General features: G+C 41.1%; 20 protein-coding genes and 2 pseudogenes. 15 read left to right on the forward strand and 7 right to left on the reverse strand.

The window, feature by feature from the left end:
• The 7 genes from PGRAN_RS10700 to PGRAN_RS10730 form a co-directional block, all read left to right on the forward strand.
• On the forward strand, window positions 1-356 hold a 356-nt coding region (locus tag PGRAN_RS10700), incomplete at its 5' end, for a CDP-glycerol glycerophosphotransferase family protein (protein WP_036067061.1).
• A gap of 14 nt (window positions 357-370) precedes the next feature.
• Window positions 371-610, forward strand: a complete 240-nt coding sequence (locus PGRAN_RS17315) for an FAD synthase family protein (protein WP_241433335.1) — start codon at window positions 371-373, stop codon at window positions 608-610.
• 202 nt (window positions 611-812) lie between these two features.
• The gene (locus PGRAN_RS10710) at window positions 813-1,790 is read left to right on the forward strand and encodes an acyltransferase family protein (RefSeq protein WP_036067062.1); all 978 of its coding nucleotides are present in this window, start codon (window positions 813-815) and stop codon (window positions 1,788-1,790) included.
• 14 nt (window positions 1,791-1,804) lie between these two features.
• Entirely contained in the window at window positions 1,805-1,987 is a 183-nt protein-coding gene (locus tag PGRAN_RS10715; protein ID WP_036067064.1) for a hypothetical protein, read from the forward strand.
• Between the two features lie 19 nt (window positions 1,988-2,006).
• Complete coding sequence (locus PGRAN_RS15775; protein WP_051998590.1) at window positions 2,007-3,971, forward strand: leucine-rich repeat domain-containing protein; 1,965 nt, start codon at window positions 2,007-2,009, stop codon at window positions 3,969-3,971.
• Window positions 3,972-4,179: 208 nt separating this feature from the next.
• Window positions 4,180-4,398, forward strand: coding sequence for a hypothetical protein (locus tag PGRAN_RS10725; RefSeq protein WP_036067065.1), 219 nt, complete (start codon window positions 4,180-4,182; stop codon window positions 4,396-4,398).
• Window positions 4,395-4,634, forward strand: coding sequence for a hypothetical protein (locus PGRAN_RS10730; RefSeq protein ID WP_036067066.1), 240 nt, complete (start codon window positions 4,395-4,397; stop codon window positions 4,632-4,634). Before PGRAN_RS10725 ends, PGRAN_RS10730 begins: the two co-directional genes overlap by 4 nt.
• 875 nt (window positions 4,635-5,509) lie before the next feature.
• Here PGRAN_RS10730 and PGRAN_RS10745 read toward each other — a convergent pair.
• On the reverse strand, window positions 5,510-5,695 hold the full coding sequence (locus PGRAN_RS10745; RefSeq protein WP_036067072.1) for a hypothetical protein: 186 nt from the start codon (window positions 5,693-5,695) through the stop codon (window positions 5,510-5,512).
• A 116-nt stretch (window positions 5,696-5,811) separates the two neighbouring features.
• Between PGRAN_RS10745 and PGRAN_RS10750 the strand changes: the two genes are divergently transcribed.
• From PGRAN_RS10750 to PGRAN_RS10765, 4 genes and pseudogenes are all read left to right on the forward strand, one after another.
• A complete protein-coding gene (locus PGRAN_RS10750; RefSeq protein WP_149024047.1) occupies window positions 5,812-6,417 on the forward strand; it encodes a hypothetical protein in 606 nt (201 codons plus the stop codon).
• A 576-nt stretch (window positions 6,418-6,993) separates the two neighbouring features.
• Entirely contained in the window at window positions 6,994-8,307 is a 1,314-nt protein-coding gene (gene xylA, locus PGRAN_RS10755) for a xylose isomerase (RefSeq protein ID WP_036067074.1), read from the forward strand.
• Window positions 8,308-8,321: 14 nt separating this feature from the next.
• Window positions 8,322-9,824 carry a xylulokinase gene (gene xylB, locus PGRAN_RS10760; protein WP_036067075.1) on the forward strand — a complete coding sequence of 501 codons (1,503 nt, stop codon included), beginning with the start codon at window positions 8,322-8,324 and terminating at the stop codon, window positions 9,822-9,824.
• 205 nt (window positions 9,825-10,029) lie between these two features.
• Window positions 10,030-10,754: pseudogene (locus PGRAN_RS10765) on the forward strand (class I SAM-dependent methyltransferase).
• Window positions 10,755-10,757: 3 nt separating this feature from the next.
• Here PGRAN_RS10765 and PGRAN_RS10770 read toward each other — a convergent pair.
• Window positions 10,758-11,675, reverse strand: a complete 918-nt coding sequence (locus tag PGRAN_RS10770) for a helix-turn-helix transcriptional regulator (protein WP_036067076.1) — start codon at window positions 11,673-11,675, stop codon at window positions 10,758-10,760.
• Between the two features lie 103 nt (window positions 11,676-11,778).
• On the opposite strand from PGRAN_RS10770, the gene PGRAN_RS10775 reads away from it, so the two are divergent.
• A complete protein-coding gene (locus PGRAN_RS10775; protein ID WP_036067077.1) occupies window positions 11,779-12,198 on the forward strand; it encodes an effector binding domain-containing protein in 420 nt (139 codons plus the stop codon).
• 55 nt (window positions 12,199-12,253) lie between these two features.
• Here PGRAN_RS10775 and aldA read toward each other — a convergent pair whose 3' ends face one another.
• The 5 genes and pseudogenes from aldA to PGRAN_RS10795 form a co-directional block, all read right to left on the reverse strand.
• Window positions 12,254-13,699, reverse strand: coding sequence for an aldehyde dehydrogenase (gene aldA / locus PGRAN_RS10780; RefSeq protein ID WP_036067078.1), 1,446 nt, complete (start codon window positions 13,697-13,699; stop codon window positions 12,254-12,256).
• Window positions 13,700-13,776: 77 nt separating this feature from the next.
• Window positions 13,777-14,568, reverse strand: coding sequence for a DUF3307 domain-containing protein (locus PGRAN_RS10785; RefSeq protein WP_159101141.1), 792 nt, complete (start codon window positions 14,566-14,568; stop codon window positions 13,777-13,779).
• Window positions 14,540-14,617 (reverse strand): annotated as a pseudogene (locus PGRAN_RS17805) (DUF3307 domain-containing protein); the annotation flags it as partial. The gene PGRAN_RS10785 and the pseudogene PGRAN_RS17805, both read right to left, overlap by 29 nt.
• A complete protein-coding gene (locus PGRAN_RS10790) occupies window positions 14,610-15,428 on the reverse strand; it encodes a hypothetical protein (protein ID WP_036067081.1) in 819 nt (272 codons plus the stop codon). The pseudogene PGRAN_RS17805 and the gene PGRAN_RS10790, both read right to left, overlap by 8 nt.
• A 186-nt stretch (window positions 15,429-15,614) precedes the next feature.
• Window positions 15,615-16,223 (reverse strand): lytic polysaccharide monooxygenase, encoded by a 609-nt coding sequence (locus tag PGRAN_RS10795; protein WP_036067082.1) that lies wholly within the window; start codon window positions 16,221-16,223, stop codon window positions 15,615-15,617.
• A gap of 679 nt (window positions 16,224-16,902) precedes the next feature.
• Between PGRAN_RS10795 and qoxA the strand changes: the two genes are divergently transcribed.
• From qoxA to qoxC, 3 genes are read left to right on the forward strand one after another with little or no spacing between them, the layout of a single operon-like run.
• Window positions 16,903-18,003, forward strand: coding sequence for a cytochrome aa3 quinol oxidase subunit II (qoxA, locus tag PGRAN_RS10800; protein ID WP_036067110.1), 1,101 nt, complete (start codon window positions 16,903-16,905; stop codon window positions 18,001-18,003).
• A gap of 18 nt (window positions 18,004-18,021) precedes the next feature.
• Complete coding sequence (gene qoxB / locus PGRAN_RS10805) at window positions 18,022-20,001, forward strand: cytochrome aa3 quinol oxidase subunit I (protein WP_036067083.1); 1,980 nt, start codon at window positions 18,022-18,024, stop codon at window positions 19,999-20,001.
• Window positions 19,989-20,600: a cytochrome aa3 quinol oxidase subunit III gene (gene qoxC / locus PGRAN_RS10810; RefSeq protein ID WP_036067085.1), complete on the forward strand. Its 612-nt coding sequence runs from the start codon at window positions 19,989-19,991 to the stop codon at window positions 20,598-20,600. Before qoxB ends, qoxC begins: the two co-directional genes overlap by 13 nt.
• Window position 20,601: the final 1 nt, after the last annotated feature.

Here is a 20,601-nt window from a genome sequence, read left to right on the forward strand (position 1 = left end):
ATGTACTCAATGCGACGTCGTATCCAGATATGCAAGAGCTTCTAGCCACAACAGAACTATTGATTACTGACTATTCCTCCAGCATGTTTGATATGGCGCTAGCAGGAAAGAAAGTAATCTTGTATACGCCAGATTTAACGAGCTATCTCGCCAAGGAACGCACCTTTTACTTCGATTTCGAGGAGCTACCATTTTCAATATCGAAGACAAAAGAAGCATTGCTTCAACAAGTCGCGCAGTTTAATGAACGTGTATATCAACAAAAAGTAGTGTTATTTAATACACAAATTGGGTCATATGAGCAGGGAAATGCAGCAGTAGCTGTTGCGGAAAAAATTCAGGTATTATGCCAATGAGGAGCTAGTTAATTATGAAAAAACAGTATAAAATCGGTTACACGACAGGCGTGTATGACATGTTTCATATTGGCCATCTTAACTTACTAAAAAAAGCGAAAGAACAATGCGACTATCTGATTGTGGGTGTCACGATAGATGAACTGGTGTCTTATAAAAAGAAAATAGCGGTGATTCCATTTGAAGAGAGGCTCGAAATTGTGAAGCAAATTAGTTATGTGGATGAAGTCGTCGCCCAAAAAAAATATGAATAAAATGGAAGCTTGGGAAAAGTATGCATTTGATGTGATGTTTGTTGGTGATGATTGGAAGGGAAGTGCAACCTGGCATCAATTTGAACTTGAATTTGCAGAAGTAGGCGTCGCGATAGAATATTTACCATATACAAAAGGCACATCGTCCACGCAATTACGTCAGACAATACAATTCATTAATGGAAAGTAAGGAGTAGATCAGATGAAACGATTGGCATGGATTGATACGGCGAAAGGAATCGGTATTTTCTTAGTTGTTTGGGGGCATTTTTATGCAAGTGATACGTTAAAAATTGTGATCTATGGCTTCCACATGCCCCTCTTTTTTTTCCTGTCTGGTTATCTTGATAAAGTGAGAGAGATACCCCTTCTTCCTTTTCTGAAAAAGAAGAGCAAACAACTATTGTTGCCGTTTTTTATTTTTCAAATTCTGACTTTTGCGATTGTGAACGGCTTGTCGCTAGTAGGTTCTAAGCAGTTGTATGCGCCACTGGCAACGCAATTTTCACAGTTTTTCTTTCTCCAAGGAGACGTTGGATTTAACACGCCCCTCTGGTTTTTGGTTGTATTGTTTAGCGTAGAAATCGTGTTTTATCTATGCACACGTTATATAAAAAAAGGGCAGTGGCTAGTCATTGCGATATTATTTGTTGCTGCATTCCTTCTCAGTAGAAACGAGGGTGTGCGAGTGATATTCGGCTTGCAGATCCTGCCGGTGAGTGTATTGTTTTACTATGTCGGTTTTCAATGGAAAGTGTGGCAGATTTTAGAACGAAAATCATGGAACCATTGGTATATCATCCTTTTAGGGGTTATTGCTTATCTATGCACGGTGTTCTATCTTAACGCGGGGCAAGTGGTTGGTTTTCGTAGTAATAACGTGGGAAACTTCTTTATATTTGTAGTAGGTGCATTATTGGGGATTTTTATTTTTTGCCTTATTTGTAAGAAAATCGGAAAATCGAAAATATGGGAACTATTTGGGCGGAATTCATTGATTATCATGGGAACGCATTACTTTTTCCTTATTTTTTTCGCGAATGTATGGAAATTTTCAACACAAGAAACACTAAGTTCCGCCTATCCGATTTGGATAACGTTAGCTATGACGCTATTTGCGTTTTGTATCTATTATATTTGTTTTCGGTTCATCGCAGTTCTTCGTAAACGAAAATCATAAAAGGGGAGTTTTTTTTGAAAAAAATTATTTTAAGAGGAATTGTAGGTATGATGTTAGCCATGACACCTATTTTTTCATTGCCAGCATTCATTGGCCAAGCAGCAAATGTGGAAAAAGAATACGTGATTGCGGAGTTATTTCCCGATCCTGTTCTTGCGGCAAAAATCGCATTTGTTTTAAAAAAAAGAAAAGAGTGATACTGTAACTAAAACGCAATTGGGCAAATTCGGTTCCCTTGTGATCAAAAATCAAAAAGTGAAAGATCTAACAGGGCTGGAAAATTTAAGGAACATAACGGGATTACAACTAACAAATACAGATGTAGCAGATATAACACCGCTATCTAATTTAACTATGCTAAAAGACGTGACGCTCACATACAATAAAATTACAGATATATCTCCACTCCGAAAACTGGTTCACATTAAAAATCTTCAACTACAGGGAAATGCAATACATGAACTATCGGCTTTAAGCAATTTGCCTAATTTAGCAAATGTTAATCTGTATAGTAACCAAATTACGAATATCACTCCGTTATCTTCATTAGGTAAAGTAGCTTCACTAGATCTAGGTCTCAATCGCATTCAAAATATCGATGCACTTGCAAGCTGCAAAAATCTAAAGTCCTTGCAACTTAATTCCAATGTGATAGACGATATTGCGCCATTACAAAGTTTGCCGAGCTTAACCATTTTAGGTTTGTTTTCCAATGGTATTACTGATATTTCGCTAGTCGGGAAATTAGCAACGCTGACCAGTTTAGATTTTTCGAGAAATCAAGTTTCTGACGTCAGCGCTTTAAAAGGATTGAAGAATCTCAACTATCTGAAAGCAAATGCTAATCACATTAAAAATGCAGACGTTATGGCTACTTTTTCTGGGTTAACTTATTTGAATTTGGCTGATAATCAACTAAAGGAAGTAAGCGCCTTACAATATTTGATGAAACTTCAAGATTTGAACCTAGCAGGCAATCAAATTCTCAATCTTGCCCCTTTGAAAAACCTAGTTAATTTGACGGCATTTTCTGCAATAAATCAGCGCGTCGAAGCACCTCTCAATACACTTGGCGAAGGAGCCACCTTCCGTTTGAAAGATCGAAACGAAACGATGCCATATGTAAGTACAACCAGCGCTTACTACATAGATAGGGACGAATTATTTTGGCAGGAAGCGGGAAGCAACAAACTAGCTTGGCAAAATGAAAAAGGTGATTTTAGTGGTCAATATCTTCAAAATGTGAGGGAGTTAAAATCCGTATTTCTAGATGACTTTATGATAGGTGATAAGTATATAACAGGTGTATACAGCAATCCAAATATCGTGAAAATGAGCGTTCAAGTCAATCAGAAAATCTATTATGGCGGGGACGTGATCAACCATAAAATCCGTTTTTACATCGAGGGGAAAATCACCAAACTTGCAGATGAAGTTATTGTGAAAACCTATAATAAAAATAGCGAAGTCATGTCAAGTAGTACGGTCAAAATAAGTGAAATTCCAAAAGATCATGCTAAATGGGATAAATCCAACATATTATTTATGGGAGATAGCATTACAACAGGACTTAGAGCAAACATAGCGTATCCGAGCATTGTAGCAAAGAAACTGCGATTACCAACTATTCAAAATGGGGGAATTAGCGGGGCTTCTATCGCCCCAAATAATAGAGCTACAGCCTCCATCCTGACACAACTAGAAACAATGGATGTATCTACAATCACACATGTTGTCATTTTTGGTGGTACGAATGATTTCTATTACAATACACCACTAGGTACAGAAGATAGTGTAGATAAAAAAACATTTTATGGTGCCCTCAATACCTTGGCATTGAAATTAAAAGCCCAAAACAAAAAAATGTATTTCATAACACCGATGTGGCGTTCTCGCCAGTCAGCCAATGATAATAAAAATGCTGATAGTTACCCAAACGATCTTGGCATTTATCTAAAAGACTACGGAACTGCTATTAAAAATATCGCTCACAAGTACAATGCGCCATACCTAGATTTGTACAATGAAAAATCGATGTATGAGCATCTGTTACCAGATGGTATTCATCCTAATGATGAAGGGCAGTATTTCATTGGTGGAGAGATTGCTAAATGGATGAGTGATAGTACACTAGATAGAGTGTATTTTTTGTGGATTGTTAAAAAAGGTAGCTTCAAATGAAATGACAATATAGTAAGGAAGGGTGATGGGACGAACATTATGGAATGGTTTATGATTATATTTTACTAATCAGAACAGCATTAAACGGATATTGGTGTCATGAATATCTGATTAAAAAACAACAAAGGAGCATCATTATGAAAAGGGTATTAAAAAAGGTACGGCATTATTGTTGTGTGGAAGCATTCTATTTGGAGGCGGAAGTTTCGTGTCTGCTTCAGAAACTAACTATTTTGATTCTAACGAATCTTATACACGGGATGGTATAGAGATTACAGCTATTTATAAAAAAGCGATTGACGATAAAGTACTTTCAATAGAAAGCTATGCGTACTTTGCTTGGATTCAATTAGAAAAAACGTTTCTATGGCCGAACTATATGCAAGTGAAGGAAGAACGACTGCATACAACAAGGCGAAATTTGTGAACACGATTCAAAAAGGAGATTTTGCTGTCGTGAGTGGTGTCCGTGAACCATGGGCTCCGTTTATTGGACATGCAGCTATAGCAACCACGGACAATTGGATACTAGATATGCCCGGTTATAAAGATGGGGTGTATACGCAAAAAGATAATAATCGGCAATTGCAAAAAGGAGCTTGGTTTGATAAGTACAAGAGTGCGTGGACCACTGTGTATCGTTTGAAAACGAGTAAGGAATAATATTGCGGATTGGGCAGACTGGAGATATTGGTCATCTAGTCACGGGCTTTAAAAAAATAGGCATGTAGAGTATAATTTGGGTACAACATTGAAGGGGACGTATGATAAAGCATATTGTTCTAAATTAGTTTGGCAAGCTTTATACTATGGAAGTGGCAGTCTCCCACTTGTACTTGTGAGACCAACAACTTTCATCGTAGCACCTTATTTTTTGCCAGGTGAAGTGAATGCTCCTTACTATCCAACGAAATATGGGCCATTTTAAAAGAAAGAGGTGAGATAATGAATTCGAATAAAAAATACTATCAAACACTCCTATTTTTCATTTGCTATAGCATTATTTGTGTCCTATCTTTAATATTTGCTACAGGCGTTGGGAATGGCATTAAATTAGATGATAACCAGCTAATAGGATATATTGTTGTCATCCTTTGTCTTACCCTTACATGTTTTTCTTTCTTTGTAGTGAAATTTCGTCTGAGGCGAATTATGATTACATTAGTTATGATTTTAAATGTATTATTCGTTATTTTACCGTATGTCGATATGTTAAATTTCAACGAAGGAATGTTTGTTTTCTTTATTCCCAGTGGCATTTTCTTTTTACTAACGCTTTTTTTATCCAGTGAATTTTTGATATCAACTCGTAAGTTAAAGTGAAAAATGGAAGAGCAAAGTTTGCTGAACAAAGCAATGCTTTGTTCAGCGCCCTTCTCTGTTATTTAAATGTCTACTTTATTGACATTTATCCAACCCTTTAAGTACCACCTTCTCCCCATACAGACTCCTGTACATACACTGAAGATGCCCCTCACCAATTATGATGAGAAGCATCTTCTTTTTTGCGCTATTTTCTTTCCTGTGTTAAAGCGCCATTATTTTTTTTGACGCTTCCTATAGTGATAGTATTGCTGGAGCGTCAAAAGAGCAAAAGCCACTGTGGCTATTAAACACATCACCATCGGAAATGGATAGCCCGTTGTGAACGCTACGTATAAAAAACAACCAAAGAAAACAAACACCCCTATAATTGCTCCTGCACTTGATTTAATAAATTGCATCCTATCATCTCCTTCTCTTTATTTACGAATAATAGCTATTATTATGACAATATATTCCTATAACTGTATTTATATGCTATAATTATAGCATACCATAAAGAGAAAAGGGGATACTTATGATGAAAAAACAAATGATTTCACTCGCGATAGCAACTAGCTTAATCGCAGCTACCGCTCTACCTACCTTTGCAAGCGCAGAAGAAGATCAACCTGTGGAAGAAATAAACAACCTGAACGGTGAGCAAATTTTTAACAGTCTTGAAGATTCTAACTTTGCTTCCGTGTACGGTGATGTTCCAGAAATGATGTTAAGAGCCAATGTACCTGTCGATAATTCTGGCGTCACAGCTCCTGCCGCTATCGCAGGTCATTATTTCCACAGCTCAAGCTATGTGAACAAATCCGTCAAATATCAAAATCGTGAACAGGGAGTTCGTGATATTGCAACCTTCGTTCTCGGTCTCGGTGCTGGTGCAGTTGGCACTGGAAAATCAGTCGCTACTATTATCACTTGGATGGGTGGCGCTAGCGCTTTGGGATTAGCAATCAGTGGTAAAGCTGGTGCGCAGTTCCCCATCCGCATTACAACCTATAAATACTTTGCAAAAGCAAGTCACAGAACACCAACCTACTCGGGCTATACGATTGTCACAGTTAAAAATACTAGCACTGGTAAAGTTGTTCAAAGTAAACGAAATCTAATTGCCAAAACGGGTATTTAAATTTGAACTAAAAGGGTGCATCGTAATGGTACGATGCACCCTTTTCTTCTATTCACCAGAAAATGATTTTGAAATATTATATCCGACTGTGTATTACCTTTTCACAGAAAGGTTAGTAAAATAGATATATATTTCATATTCGGGTATTATTTCATTTTCAATAATACCAGTCGCCTTCGCTTTACACTGGTTATGTGTTAATATCATTATATCGCCCCCCTTCTGTACTGCCAAGTATCACTCGATGCCATTGTGTGATACTGGCGAAAATCGCCTGACACATTGGGTGCGTAAGAGAGAAAATGATTTTTATCCTTTCTTTTTTCTTTCGGCTTTTTGAATAGCGCATAACATATTCTATAGTAGCATTATGTGATATTCGATAAGAGATGATTTTTTCCCTATGAATGCATGTGCACCGAAACTGCGAGCAAACACGTTCGTGGTTTTTATTTGCGGGAAACAAATGAAACCGCTTTACAAACGAAGCTAAAAAAGGTATGATATTTTTATAGTTAGTTCGACGCACAAACTAATAAAAATAAGTGTGTTAATTTTATGAGGAGGCTATATATTATGAGTTATTTTCCACAAGTAGAGAAGATTCAATTTGAAGGTAAGGCAACGAAAAATCGGTTTGCGTTTCGTCATTATAAGGCGGATGAGATTGTTTTAGGTAAACCGATGAAGGAGCACCTGCGTTTTGCGGTGGCGTATTGGCACACAATGACTCAAGATGGTAGTGATCCGTTTGGAATGCCTACGAATGAGCGCACTTGGATCGGGGCAACAGAGATGGGTACGGCGAAAAATCGCGTCGAGGCGTTCTTTGAAATCCTTGAAAAACTGGGTGTGGAGTATTTCTGTTTCCACGATATCGATGTGGCGCCAGCGGGTAATTCGATTGAAGAATTCATGAATAATTTGGATGAAATTACGGATTTGATTAAAGTGAAAATGGATCAGACGGGTATCAAATTGCTTTGGAATACGGCGAATATGTTCTCTCATCCGCGTTTTAATAATGGTGCGGGTTCGACGAATGACCCGGAAGTGTTCGCGTATGCAGCGGCGCAAGTGAAGAAGGGTCTGGATATTTCTAAGAAACTTGGTGGCGCGAACTATGTATTCTGGGGCGGCCGTGAGGGTTATGAGACGCTTTTAAATACGGATATGAAATTCGAGCAGGATAATATTGCGCGTTTATTCAAAATGGCGATTGCGTATGGTGAGAAAATTGGTCACAAACCGCAATTCCTTATTGAGCCGAAACCGAAAGAGCCGTCAAAACATCAATATGATTTTGATGCAGCGACAACGATGGCGTTCATTAAGAATTATGGTTTAGAGGGTGACTTTAAGCTGAACTTGGAGGCGAACCATGCGACGCTTGCTGGTCATACTTTTGAGCATGAGTTACGTGTGGCACGCGAATTTGGCGCGTTGGGTTCGATTGATGCGAACCAAGGGGATATGTTGCTTGGCTGGGATACGGATGAGTTTCCAACGAACGTGATGGATGTGACGCTGGCGATGTATGAAATTTTGCAAAATGGTGGGATTGCTCCAGGTGGCGTTAACTTTGATGCGAAGGTTAGACGTTCTTCATTTGCGATGGAAGACTTGTTGCTAGCACATATTGCTGGGATGGATACGTTTGCTCGCGGGCTGAAAGTAGCTGCGAAATTGATCGAGGACAAGTTTATCGAGAACTTGCTTGCGGAGCGTTATGGTAAATGGTCAGGTACGGATATCGGGAAGTCGATTTTGGCTGGGAAAGAGGACTTGGAGTCGCTTTCTGACTATGCTTATAAAAATGGCGACGATATTAAACTAGAATCGAGTCATATCGAATATGTGAAATCTGTTTTGAATGATTATTTATTTTGAGGGAGTTTTAGCTGATGAGTTATGTACTGGGCATTGATCTTGGAACGAGTTCTCTAAAAGGAATCGTCATGAATAAGGCGGGGCAAGTGATTGGTGAGGCTTCGGCGGAGTATGAGATTGATTCGCCGGCGCCGGGGTTTTCTGAGCAGCATCCGGAATATTGGGTGGTTGCTTATGAAGAAGTTTTGACGCGACTTAGCATTGAAGTGGCTGATTTTGGCGCAGAGCTTGAGGCTATCAGTTTTTCTGGGCAGATGCATTCGCTGGTAACGCTTGGCGAGGAGGATAAGATTGTGCATCCGGCGATTTTATGGAACGATGTGCGGACGACGAAGCAATGTGAGCAAATCATGGCGGAGTTCGGCGATTCGATGATTGAAATCACGAAAAACATTGTGCTGGAAGGCTTCACGCTACCTAAAATTTTATGGTTGCAGCAAAATAAGCCGGAAGTTTGGGCTGAGGTTCGGAAAATTATGTTGCCGAAAGATTATTTGGCGTTTGTTCTGACGGGGAATATGCATTGTGAGTACTCGGATGCTGCGGGAACGTCGTTATTTGATATTGAAAAGCGTGATTGGTCAGCGGAAATTTGCGAGAAGTTCGGGATCGCGATGTCCATTTTGCCACCGGTTGTTTCTTCGATGGAGCAGGTCGGGGTGGTGAATGCGGGCTATGCGAAGCGCTTTGGCTTGAAACGAGAAGTGAAGGTGTTTGCTGGGGGCGCGGATAATGCGTGTGCGGCACTCGGAGCGGGTGTTGTGAGTGAGGATTACGCGCTTGTTTCGCTTGGTACCAGTGGTGTTTTCAGTTCTTTTGAAGCGGATATATCAAACTATAAAGGAAAATTGCATTTCTTCAACCATGTAATTCCGAACGCTAATTATTCGATGGGTGTGACGCTTGCCGCGGGAAATTCGCTGAACTGGTTTAAAAATACATTCGGCAAGGGTTTGAGTTTCGCAGAGTTGTTGGCGGATGTTTATACCGTTGCACCGGGCAGTGAGGGCTTGCTTTTCACGCCGTATATTGTCGGTGAGCGGACGCCGCATGTGGATTCGAAAATTCGTGGTAGTTTTATCGGTATCGATACGAGGCATGAGCTGAAACATTTCGCGCGTGCAGTACTTGAGGGGATTACTTTTAGCTTGAAAGATGCGCAGATATTGATGGAAGAGGCTAAAAATAAGAAGTTTAAGCAGATCATCAGTGTTGGCGGCGGTGCTAAGAATGCGGATTGGATGCAAATGCAGGCGGATATTTTCAATGCGGAAATCATTCGTTTAGAGGTGGAGCAAGGGCCGGGCGTTGGTGCGTGTATGCTCGCGGCTGTCGGCAGTGGCTGGTTTGCGGATTTTGAGGCTTGTCGCGATGTGTTCGTGCAATATAAGGACGCGACCTTCACACCTCGAGCGGAAAATGTGAAAAAATACGAAAAACTGTATGAGGTTTATACGCAAGTTTATCCAGCTACGAAGAATATTTGTGGTACGTTGACGGACCTCCAAGAAGTTTAAGAAATAGGGACAAAAAAGAGTGGTACGAGTGCTCTTGTTTGTCCTTTTTCTATTTCTGATTAAGTATGCTGGGGGAAATTGGGGATTTTATTTTGATCGTTTTTGTAAGCTTTGTTAAAGAGCGTGGCGATATTTTAATTTCAAGATTTTCATGGATAGCGGTTTTTTGTTATAATGTTTACATAAAAGAAAGAGGTGTACCAAGATGAAAGAAAATAAATATGATAATCCTGCTTTTTTCGAGCAGTACAGCAAAATGAATCGCTCGGTGGAGGGTTTGAAAGGTGCTGGAGAATGGCATGAGTTTCAGAAAATGATGCCTGATTTCGCGGGGAAACGAGTGCTTGATCTCGGTTGTGGATTTGGTTGGTATTGTCTATATGCAATCGAAAATGGCGCGGATTCAGCGGTAGGCGTGGATATTTCAGAAAATATGCTCGCCGAAGCCCGCAAGAAAACAGATTCACCGAAAATCACTTACATCCATCAGGCGCTTGAGGATATCGATTTCCCGGATGCAAGTTTTGACGTGGTGATTAGCTCGCTTACGTTCCATTATATTGCGTCGTTTCAAGCGATCTGCGAGAAAGTAAACGGCCAGGTGGGGCATTCCTTTTCTCTGTGGAACATCCTGTTTTTACAGCGCAAGGAACGCAGGATTGGTACTATGATGAGGATGGAAATAAACTGCATTGGCCGGTCGATAAGTATTTCACGGAAGGTCTGCGGACGGCGAATTTCTTAGGTGAGGCTGTGACGAAGTATCACAAAACGATGACGACTTATGTGAACACGCTTCTTGAGACAGGCTTTGAATTGGTGAAATTGGTGGAGCCTGAACCGGATGCGGCGATGTTAGCTAGCCACCCGGATATGCCTGATGAGTTGCGCCGACCAATGATGTTACTCGTCGCGGCTCGGAAAAAATAGTTTCTAGTCATACTTACTTTGAATTTCCTTCAAATATGCGACGAAATCTTCATAAAAATCACCAGACTTGCGGACGGTCACATGCGCACCTAAATGGAGCAGAAATCGATAGCCAGCTTCGTGATTTGGTAGCATTACTTTTGCTGAAAAATGTGATGCATCCAATGGTTCTATCGTCGTCATCCCGAACCGCATGACGATTTGTTCTCGAGCTATTTTGTCGACAATAAGGTGCACTTCTGTCATCTCAAATGGCGGTGAGGCTTGCGATTGGAACGGTTTCAGTATAAATGGACGTGCCTCAAACGACTCAGCAGAGACTTCTAATTCGAGGACGCGCGATAATTTAAACGTGCGAAAATCCTGGCGCTCCAAGCTGTATCCCTGCAAATACCAAGACCGATTGCGAAAAAGTAAATGGTACGGTTCCACTTTCCTTGTGGTTTGGTTGCCATCGCGATCAATATAGGTCAGGGCTACCAACTGTTGCTTCTTAATTGCTAAATGGAGCTGCTCCACGCTCTCGTTAAACTCCTGTTTCATCGCTAAATTCGAAAAATCTAGTGAAATAGAAGCCGCGGGGAGCTGATTTTTATGGCCAAGCATATTTTTCATTTTTAGCAGTGCTTTTTTGATGTCAGTGGAGGACAAAAGTTGTTCAAAGCCGCTCAAACCAGTGATAATCGCTGTTAAATCCTCGACGGTGAGCAGTTTCTTATCGACTTTATATGTTGGCATAATCCCGATGCCGCCCTTGACTCCGGGTAGCGTATAAATCGGAATATTTGCCATGGAAAGCGTGTCGATATCACGATAAATCGTCCGTTTTGTCACTTCGAACATCGCCGCCATTTCCGAAGCGCTGACAAGTTCACGTTGAAGAAGTAACATAATAATTCCAATGAGCCGTTCAATTTTCATTTTAATTGCTCCTTCTAATTCCAATGATGACATACAGTTGTCAACATTCCCATGTTATAGTTACATCATAACAAATTTACAGTAACTTTTGGAGGGAAAAAGTATGTCATTTGAAATTGTACAATTAAACAAAGAAGTTTTTTCTGGAAGCAGAGTTGAAATTCCAGCATTTAATCCACAAGAAGGTTTCGCGGTTATGAGCGGTATCAAAGAGTCGGCCGTAGCAGATTTCGCGAAAACAGCAGAAGATTTTGTCGGCATTAATGCCAATATCGACGGCGTGCAAACGTACCTAGTGGCCAAATCTGGCACGGATAATGGCGATACATCGTTCGAAATTCCGGAAGGCCAGTATGCTAAATTCGTAACAACGGAAAAAGAACGGACAGCAATCGATGGATTCATTGGTCAATCTTACGGTGAAGTCATGGGTAGCGACACAGTTGGCGTTGCAGGTACTTTTAATTTAGAGGATTTGCGTGAAGCAGATTTCACATTATACATCCCAGTTGTAGCCAAATAATAAAAAATAGAGCACTCGAAAAGTCTGAACAAAAGGCCTTGCGAGTGCTCTATTTTTATTGGATATTTTGGTCGAATTGTAAGTATACGACGTGTGTTTGCAGATATTCTTCGAGTCCGTGTTTTCCGTCTGCACAACCGATTCCTGATTTGCGGAATCCTGCGTGGAAGCCTTGCATCGCCTCGAAGTTTTCCCGGTTTACATACGTTTCACCGAACTTCAGTTGACGAATGACCTTCATCGCGCGGTCTAGATTCGTTGTATAAACGGAAGAAGTTAAGCCGTAATCGCAATCATTGGCGAGTTTGATCGCTTCATCCAGCGTTTTGAATGTCCCAATCGGCGCGACCGGGCCAAATACTTCATCGTGCATAATTTCCATATCGTTGGTCGCCTCGCCAATAACGGTTGGCTGGAAGAAGAACCCGGTTCCCTCAACAGCTTTCCCACCAGTCAAAATTTTTGCACCTTGCGCAACGGCACGATCTACTTTCGCTTGAACGGATTGTTGGGCGCTTTTGTTCACGAGTGGTCCCATGTCGAGGTCGGCAGATGCCAGCGGATCACCATATTGAACGGCTTCCATTGCTTTTACAAACTTCGCAGTGAAAGCATCTTTCACATCTTCTTGCACGTAAACACGCTCCACACAGTTACAAACTTGACCGCTGTTAATCACACGAGAATCAACAATCGCCTTGACGGCTAAATCTAAATCGGCGTCGTTTAGAACAATTGCCGGTGCTTTCCCGCCGAGTTCTAGGTTTACTTTGGTGATATTCTCACTCGCCGCTTGCATCACTTTTTGGCCAGCAGGTTCGCTACCAGTCAAGGAAACGAGGCCGACTTTAGGATTTCCCGCAAGTTCATCACCGATTTCACCGCCACGCCCAGTTATCATGTTGTAAACGCCTTTCGGTAATCCGATTTGATCCACAATTTTCGTGAAAGCGACCGCATTATTGGGTGATTCCGCGCTTGGTTTCACTACAATCGTATTCCCGGTAATGAGCGCTGGAGCCATTTTTCGAGCAATTAAGAAGAACGGGAAGTTCCATGGCAAAATTCCAGTCGTGACCCCGATCGCTTTCTTGAATACGAAAATATGCTCATTTGGCCGGTCACTTTGTAAAATTTCACCTTCATATCTGCGCGCCCATTCGGCCATATAGTCTAAATAATCAGCGGTAAAATTCACCTCGACCTCGGATAAGGCTAGCGTTTTTCCGACTTCCTCTGAAATAAGTTTGGCGATTTTAGGCACTTGTTCCCGGATTTTTGTAGCGATTTTATGTAGGTAAACGCCACGCTCTACAGCAGGCAGGGCTTCCCACGCAATTTGCGCATCCTCGGCAGCATCAATCGCCCGTTTTGCATCCGCTTTTGTAGCTTTTGGTACTTGCGAAATAATTTTCTCGGTAGCAGGATTGATAACGTCAAAAAATTCTCCGTTGCTAGATAAAACAAATTCCCCATTGATATACATTTCATGTTGAATCATGTGATTTTCTCCTTTATTTATGTTGTTTTATGTGTATTATTATAATGAAACAAACAAAAACAAGACAAATATAACGATTACAACTTTAAAATATAAATAAAGACGAGAGAAATTAACACTCCGAATATCATGCTCAGGAAGTTACCAATCAAATAATATTCTGCAAAAGTTCGATTGTTTTCTAGTTCTTTGAATCGCGCTAACGTTTTCAAGGCAATGATGATTGGAATTGCTGAATAGATTTGTAATACCATGAAAATGAGTAGCAGCAAGCGTTCCAATCCACCGATATATCGCCCAGCTTTCAATTCTTTATTAGATACGATTGGTATTTCCTGATTTTTTGTCAAGATTATTTTTCCACTTTGTTTCGTGAACGATATCGATTTCTTTTCCAAATTGAACCCAGGCATTAGCACTTCGAGTACGTACGGAATCAAATAGCCGATCAAATAAACAATGATGATGGCAAGTGAAGCCAGTGCGCAGAATTTTGGATAGTTGTTTAACTGTGCGGGAATCAGTGTGATCTGTTCGTTGAAAACTAGCCATACTGCGATATAAATTGTGGTAATGTGCAGGATTTGGTCGGAAATGTAGGTGAATAAGTGAACCATTTTGGTATCGCGAAACAGCTTTTCTATGGGTGCTTTTGCTAAATCAATGATGAAATGAACGATTGTGAGTCCTAAAATCATGAGTAGTAGCGCCCAAAAACTGATTTTGCTATCAAACCAACAAAAATACACAATAATCGCAAGTAAATACAGATAGAAATGCGCGAAGATGTGCCATCCCAACTGCTGCAATTTATGATAAGAGAAGCGCTCTTTTTTGGATGCTAGCCATTTTGTCCGTTTGTAGCACAAAATCGGCTAGAAAGTGGCACAGGAGTAGTGGGAAAAGTAGACTAGCCATGACTAGCGCCTCCCATCATTTTTTGCAGATCGGCTAAATAGGCTACGATATCCAATCGAATTTTTTTGTATAGAAAGTAGTCGGAATTCGCAATAAGAACGCTGATTCGGGAGGAAATATCGGCTTTACTGAGCGCGCCATAACCGAGCGCTGTGCCGATTTTAATGTTGCTATAATCAGGATAACTATCTTTCATACGAAAAAGGTCACGCTGTTTGTCACTTTTAATCAGCTTCTCAAAAGCAAGAAAGAACATCGCGTTAACCGCATTACCAAACGACTTGGGCTCTGCGATACAGTAGAATTTAAACGGCTGCTTATCGAAAAAATAGTCCTCATCACTGTCAATTGCGCTAGGCCTTTGACCTTGCTGTGATTTCATGATTTGCTTGGCTCTTTCAGAAGCTTCAATCGCATTAATGATGCTGGTTCCATTGACGATATTGATGTTCTGCAGATCTTCGGTAGCGGGTGTATCAATATAACCAATCCCAACTCCAAAGTAGAAATTAAGCGTTTCATCCACGACGGCTGGAATCGCGCTAAAATGAGCCTTGAAATGAGGTGAATAATACAACGTTAAGCAATGACTATAAATATCCGGTAACAGTTGGAAATCAGAGACGCCCCCAACAATTGCATCACCATCTTTAATTGTAAACGGCGTCAACAACTGGTCTTGATAAGCGGTATTAATGCTGTCCGCGATATATGTGAGGATTTTTGTCCCGTCATGTAGTGTAGAAAAGACGTGCCGACTGCGACTGATATCGATATACATATAGATAGCCTCGAATTTTAACGATTCCACTAAAAAGACCTCCTTTTATATAATGATAACTATATATTAGCATGTTTATATAATGATTACTATATATTTTATGAGATTCCTTTTACGAAATTGCATAACAAAAAGCCCCAAACGAGAAGCACAGCGGATAGCAAAATTCTTGCTAAACATCACTAGCTCCCGGTTTGAGGCCGGATTTAATGTAGTTTATTGCAACGTCATTGTCCCATTATTAATCAAGTTAACATCAACAGCTTGATAAAAAGCATTCCCAGTATCCGCGATTTCCCAAACGCCAAGCACAACATAATAGCCGTTGCGGTCAGTTGGAAGCGGCACTTTGTGGTTCACGGTGGTGGAAGTCGGAACTTCATTATGCGCATCAATCGTAGTCAGCAATTCCAGGTCACCACGAGTTAGTGGACTATTTGGATTCCAACCTTTTTTCGTAATGTAATACTTGTATTCCTTCGTTCTATGAAGCGCAGTGAGCGTCCAAGTGAAGTTGTTTTGTCCACCTAAAAGGTCTACATGGTGCCAGCGATCAGGAGTTTGAGCGTCCATTTCTGGAAACTTACCCCCACCCGCGATAGTACCATCAGAGGGTCCGCCAAGTGGGAAATTTCCCGTTGCTTCAATACTTTGTGGTTCCCATTGAATCGCGCCAGCATTTTGGTTAATTCCCAATTTCGCCAAATAAGCGCGACTTTCTGGTTTTGAAATATAGCCATGTGCCGATGCCCCCGGTGCAAATGTCGCGAACAACAACGCAAACGCTACCAAAAATAAAACTGATTTACCCAAAAACTTCTTCATCCAACTAACACCCCTCGATTTTTTGTTGTGGCTGTTCGACATGTAATAGATTTACAGCCCCAATGTAAGCGCGAACAAATTGAGCGGTTAATTTCACAATTTGTCCTTCCACGCTCGCTATCTTGTTTACCCATCGGATTTAGGAACTAACCACGAATATGTGAAAATGAAGCAATGTGCGCATGGACTAGACCGATTATTGTTTTGGTAGTAGATATAAAGAGCTGACACACTGATGAGAAAGCGCTTTTCTGGATAATCTCACTGGGTAATTTGGTTCTAATCGTGACATTCCAAACAAGTCGAAATGGGCGTTCTCCCCATGTTTTTTTCAAGACATATTACTAAAAAGGAATTATATTCAAGAGAGAGGCATGCTCATATAGTAACGTTTAATATTGTGAAAAAAATAACTTGTGTCGATGCTTTGAATATAGACGTCAAATAAGCTATAATAGTATACGAGTATGCACATGCAGTTTCAAATGCATAATTTCACGATTTAAAAGTTTGTGATATTGTGAGAAATCTAAACAATCTAGTTGGCCGTATAACGATACATATTTCGATATATTATCAATTAGGGGAGTACTTTTCTGAGGGGAAATCAGAGAGTAGAGTTGTATTTTTGCGCAAAAATACACAGCAACAAACATCAAAAGGAAAGAAGGGGATTCGGGTGTCAAAAATGCTCAAGTCATTGCTACTTACAGTATCGCTGGTCTTTGTTGGACTTCTAAGCGGCTGTGGTGATTTGACGGTACTAGATCCAAAAGGTCCAGTAGCGCAAAGTCAAAGCGATCTAATCATTTATTCGATTATTTTCATGCTTATCATTGTACTCACGATCTTCGTGTTATTCGTTATTATGATTACGAAATATCGCGAGAGAAAAGATCATTCCAACTACGAACCAAACATGCACGGTAGTACGAAATTAGAAATTTTATGGACGTTGATTCCGGTTGCGATCGTTATTGCATTAGCTATTCCAACAGTGCAAACGATTTACGCGAACGAAAAAGCGCCAGAGGTTACGTCACACAAGGATCCAATTATTATTTATGCGACTAGCGCAAACTGGAAATGGTTCTTTAGTTATCCAGATCAGTCGATTGAAACTGTAAACTATGTACATATTCCAACTGATCGACCGGTATTATTCAAACTTACCGCGGTAGACTCGATGACGAGTTTCTGGGTGCCACAACTTGGTGGACAGAAGTACGCGATGAGTGGCATGACGATGGATTTGTACTTGCAAGCGGACGAAACAGGAACGTTTAAAGGACGTAACTCGAACTTTAACGGAGTAGGTTTTGCCGGACAAGTATTTGATGTTGTCGCACAAAAACCAGCCGATTTCGAAAAATGGGCGTTGAAGACGAAAGCTGATTCGCCGACTTTATCGCAAGACCGCTATGATAAATTATTATTACCAGGCAACGTGAAACCACAATCTTATGCAGGCACACATATGGCGTTTGTTGATCCAGCCGCAGATCCAGAGTACGTTTTCTATGCGTATAAACGTTTCGGCTTTGAACTGACAAACCCACATGATCCAAATGCAAAAGATACAAGAACGAAAGAACCAATTTTGCCAGCACGTCCGGTGACGATTACGAATCCGCGTTTTGAGCAAATGGACATGAAACCAAAGATTATTCCAAATGGCACTGGTTACAAGAAAGACAAGCATTACGATGAAGAAATGGAAAAAATGGGTAAAGAAATCAAAACCGATGAAGCAACAGATCACGATCAATCGGGACACTAAAAAGGGGGGTATTTCAACATGAGTTTAGATGAATTTATCATCACCGGCGACCCGCTGATTTTAGGAGCCCAAATTTCGATCGCTCTTGTCAGCATTGGTATCGTCGTGTTACTAACTTATACAAAAAAATGGAAGTGGCTATTCACGGAATGGATCGCTTCTGTTGACCACAAACGCCTTGGGATCATGTATCTTTTGGCAGCAGTACTAATGTTTTTCCGTGGTGGGGTCGATGCACTCATGATTCGTACCCAACTTGCAATGCCAGGGATGGAGTTTCTAGACGCCCAGCATTACAATGAAGTATTTACGACTCACGGAACAATTATGATTTTATTTATGGCGATGCCGTTCGTTATTGGTTTAATGAACATCGTTGTGCCGCTTCAAATCGGGGCGCGTGATGTTGCATTCCCATTTTTGAACAACTTAAGTTTCTGGACATTCTTTATGGGGGCAATGCTATTCAATATTTCCTTCGTAATCGGTGGTAGCCCAGCAGCTGGTTGGACAAACTACGCACCGCTCGCCGAGGAATTTAGTCCAGGTTATGGGATTAACTTCTACTTACTCGGAGTCCAGATTGCCGGTATTGGTACGCTGATGACCGGGATCAACTTCATGGTCACGATTCTACGTATGCGAACGAAAGGCATGACGCTGATGAAAATGCCAATGTTCACGTGGACGTCGCTGATTACGTGTTTAATTATCGTATTCGCGTTCCCAGTACTTACTGTGGCGCTAGCTCTAATGACGTTTGACCGCCTATTCGGGACGGCATTCTTCACACTCGCAAATGGCGGGATTCCGATGATGTGGGCCAACCTGTTCTGGGTTTGGGGACATCCGGAAGTATATATCGTTATTTTGCCGGCATTCGGTATTTTCTCCGAGATTATTTCAACCTTCTCGAAGAAAAAACTATTTGGTTACCCAGCAATGGTAGCAGCGGTTGTTGTTATTTCCTTGCTAAGTTTCCTAGTTTGGGTCCATCACTTCTTTACAATGGGCTCCGGGGCAGCAGTTAACTCGTTCTTCTCCATTACGACGATGATGATTGCGATACCGACCGGAATCAAGATATTCAACTGGCTCTTTACCATGTATAAAGGGCGAATATCCTTCACCACACCGATGCTTTGGTCACTGGCATTCATACCGAACTTTGTTATTGGTGGGGTTACAGGGGTTATGCTTGCGATGGCAGCAGCCGATTATCAATATCACAACACGTATTTCCTAGTATCGCATTTCCATTACGTACTAATCGCCGGAACCGTATTCTCCTGTTTCGCAGGTTTGATTTACTGGTATCCAAAAATGGTCGGTTATCGTTTGAATGAAAAAATTGGTAAGTGGTTCTTCTGGATATTTGTGGTTGGATTTAACGTATGTTTCTTCCCGCAATATTTCCTAGGACTTGATGGTATGCCACGTCGTATCAGCACATATGTGGAGGGCGACGGCTGGACTACACTTAACTTTATCTCATCTGTTGGTGCGTTCCTAATGGGAGCAGCATTCCTAATTCTATGTTGGAATATCGTTTACAGTCATAAACACTCTAAACGTGAAACAACTGGTGATCCGTGGGATGCGCGTACGCTTGAGTGGGCAACTTCTTCTGCTGTACCGCCAAAATATAACTTCGCTAAATTGCCAGAATGGAACGATTTGGACGATTTCTGGGAGAAAAAACAACGCGGCGAAACGTATAATGATGACAAAGAGTACAAACACATTCACATGCCAAACAATACATTACTAGGCTTCGTGATGTCGGTGTTCTTCTTTATCGCAGGCTTCGGACTGGTCTTTTATTGGTACTGGCTTGGAATTCTTGGTGGTCTTGGTGTACTTGCATGTCTTGCATACCGTTCATTCAAGAAGGACGACGGTTACCATGTGGAAGTACCTGAAATCGTGGCTACCGAAGAACAAGCAGCACGTGAATTTAAAACTGGCATAAAGGAGGGTAACCCATGGAACCTATAAAAGAAAATTCCAGCCTTCCGTTAGAATATCAATCGGAGCAAGGTCGTTTAAACATTTTAGGCTTCTGGATTTTCCTAGGCGCCGAGATTGCGTTATTCGGTACATTGTTCGCAACGTATTTTGTTATGTATAGTGGTGGCTCTAATGCGGGTCACCCACCGTCCGAAATGTTCGAGTTACCGCTCGTTCTGATTATGACATTCCTACTTTTAACAAGTAGTTTTACGTGTGGACTTGCTATCGGTGAGATGCGCAAAGGTAACGTCAAGCGTCTGATGGTGTATTCGATTATTACGCTTATTCTAGGCGCAGGGTTCGTAGGATTTGAAATCTTTGAGTTCACGAATTACGTGATGGAAGGCGTTACACTGAAAGTTGGCTCTTACTGGTCTGCATTCTTCGTATTACTGGGCACCCATGGTCTCCACGTAACGATTGGTTTGTTCTGGATCGCGTTTATCCTGATTCAAATAAAAATGCGCGGCTTAACACCACAAGCAGCATCAAAAGTATTCATTTCAAGCCTTTATTGGCATTTCCTAGACGTTGTGTGGATTTTCATCTTCACAGGTGTCTATCTGTTAGGGATGGTGAATTAAT

Source organism: Listeria grandensis FSL F6-0971 (assembly GCF_000525835.1).
GTDB classification, from domain to species: domain Bacteria; phylum Bacillota; class Bacilli; order Lactobacillales; family Listeriaceae; genus Listeria_A; species Listeria_A grandensis.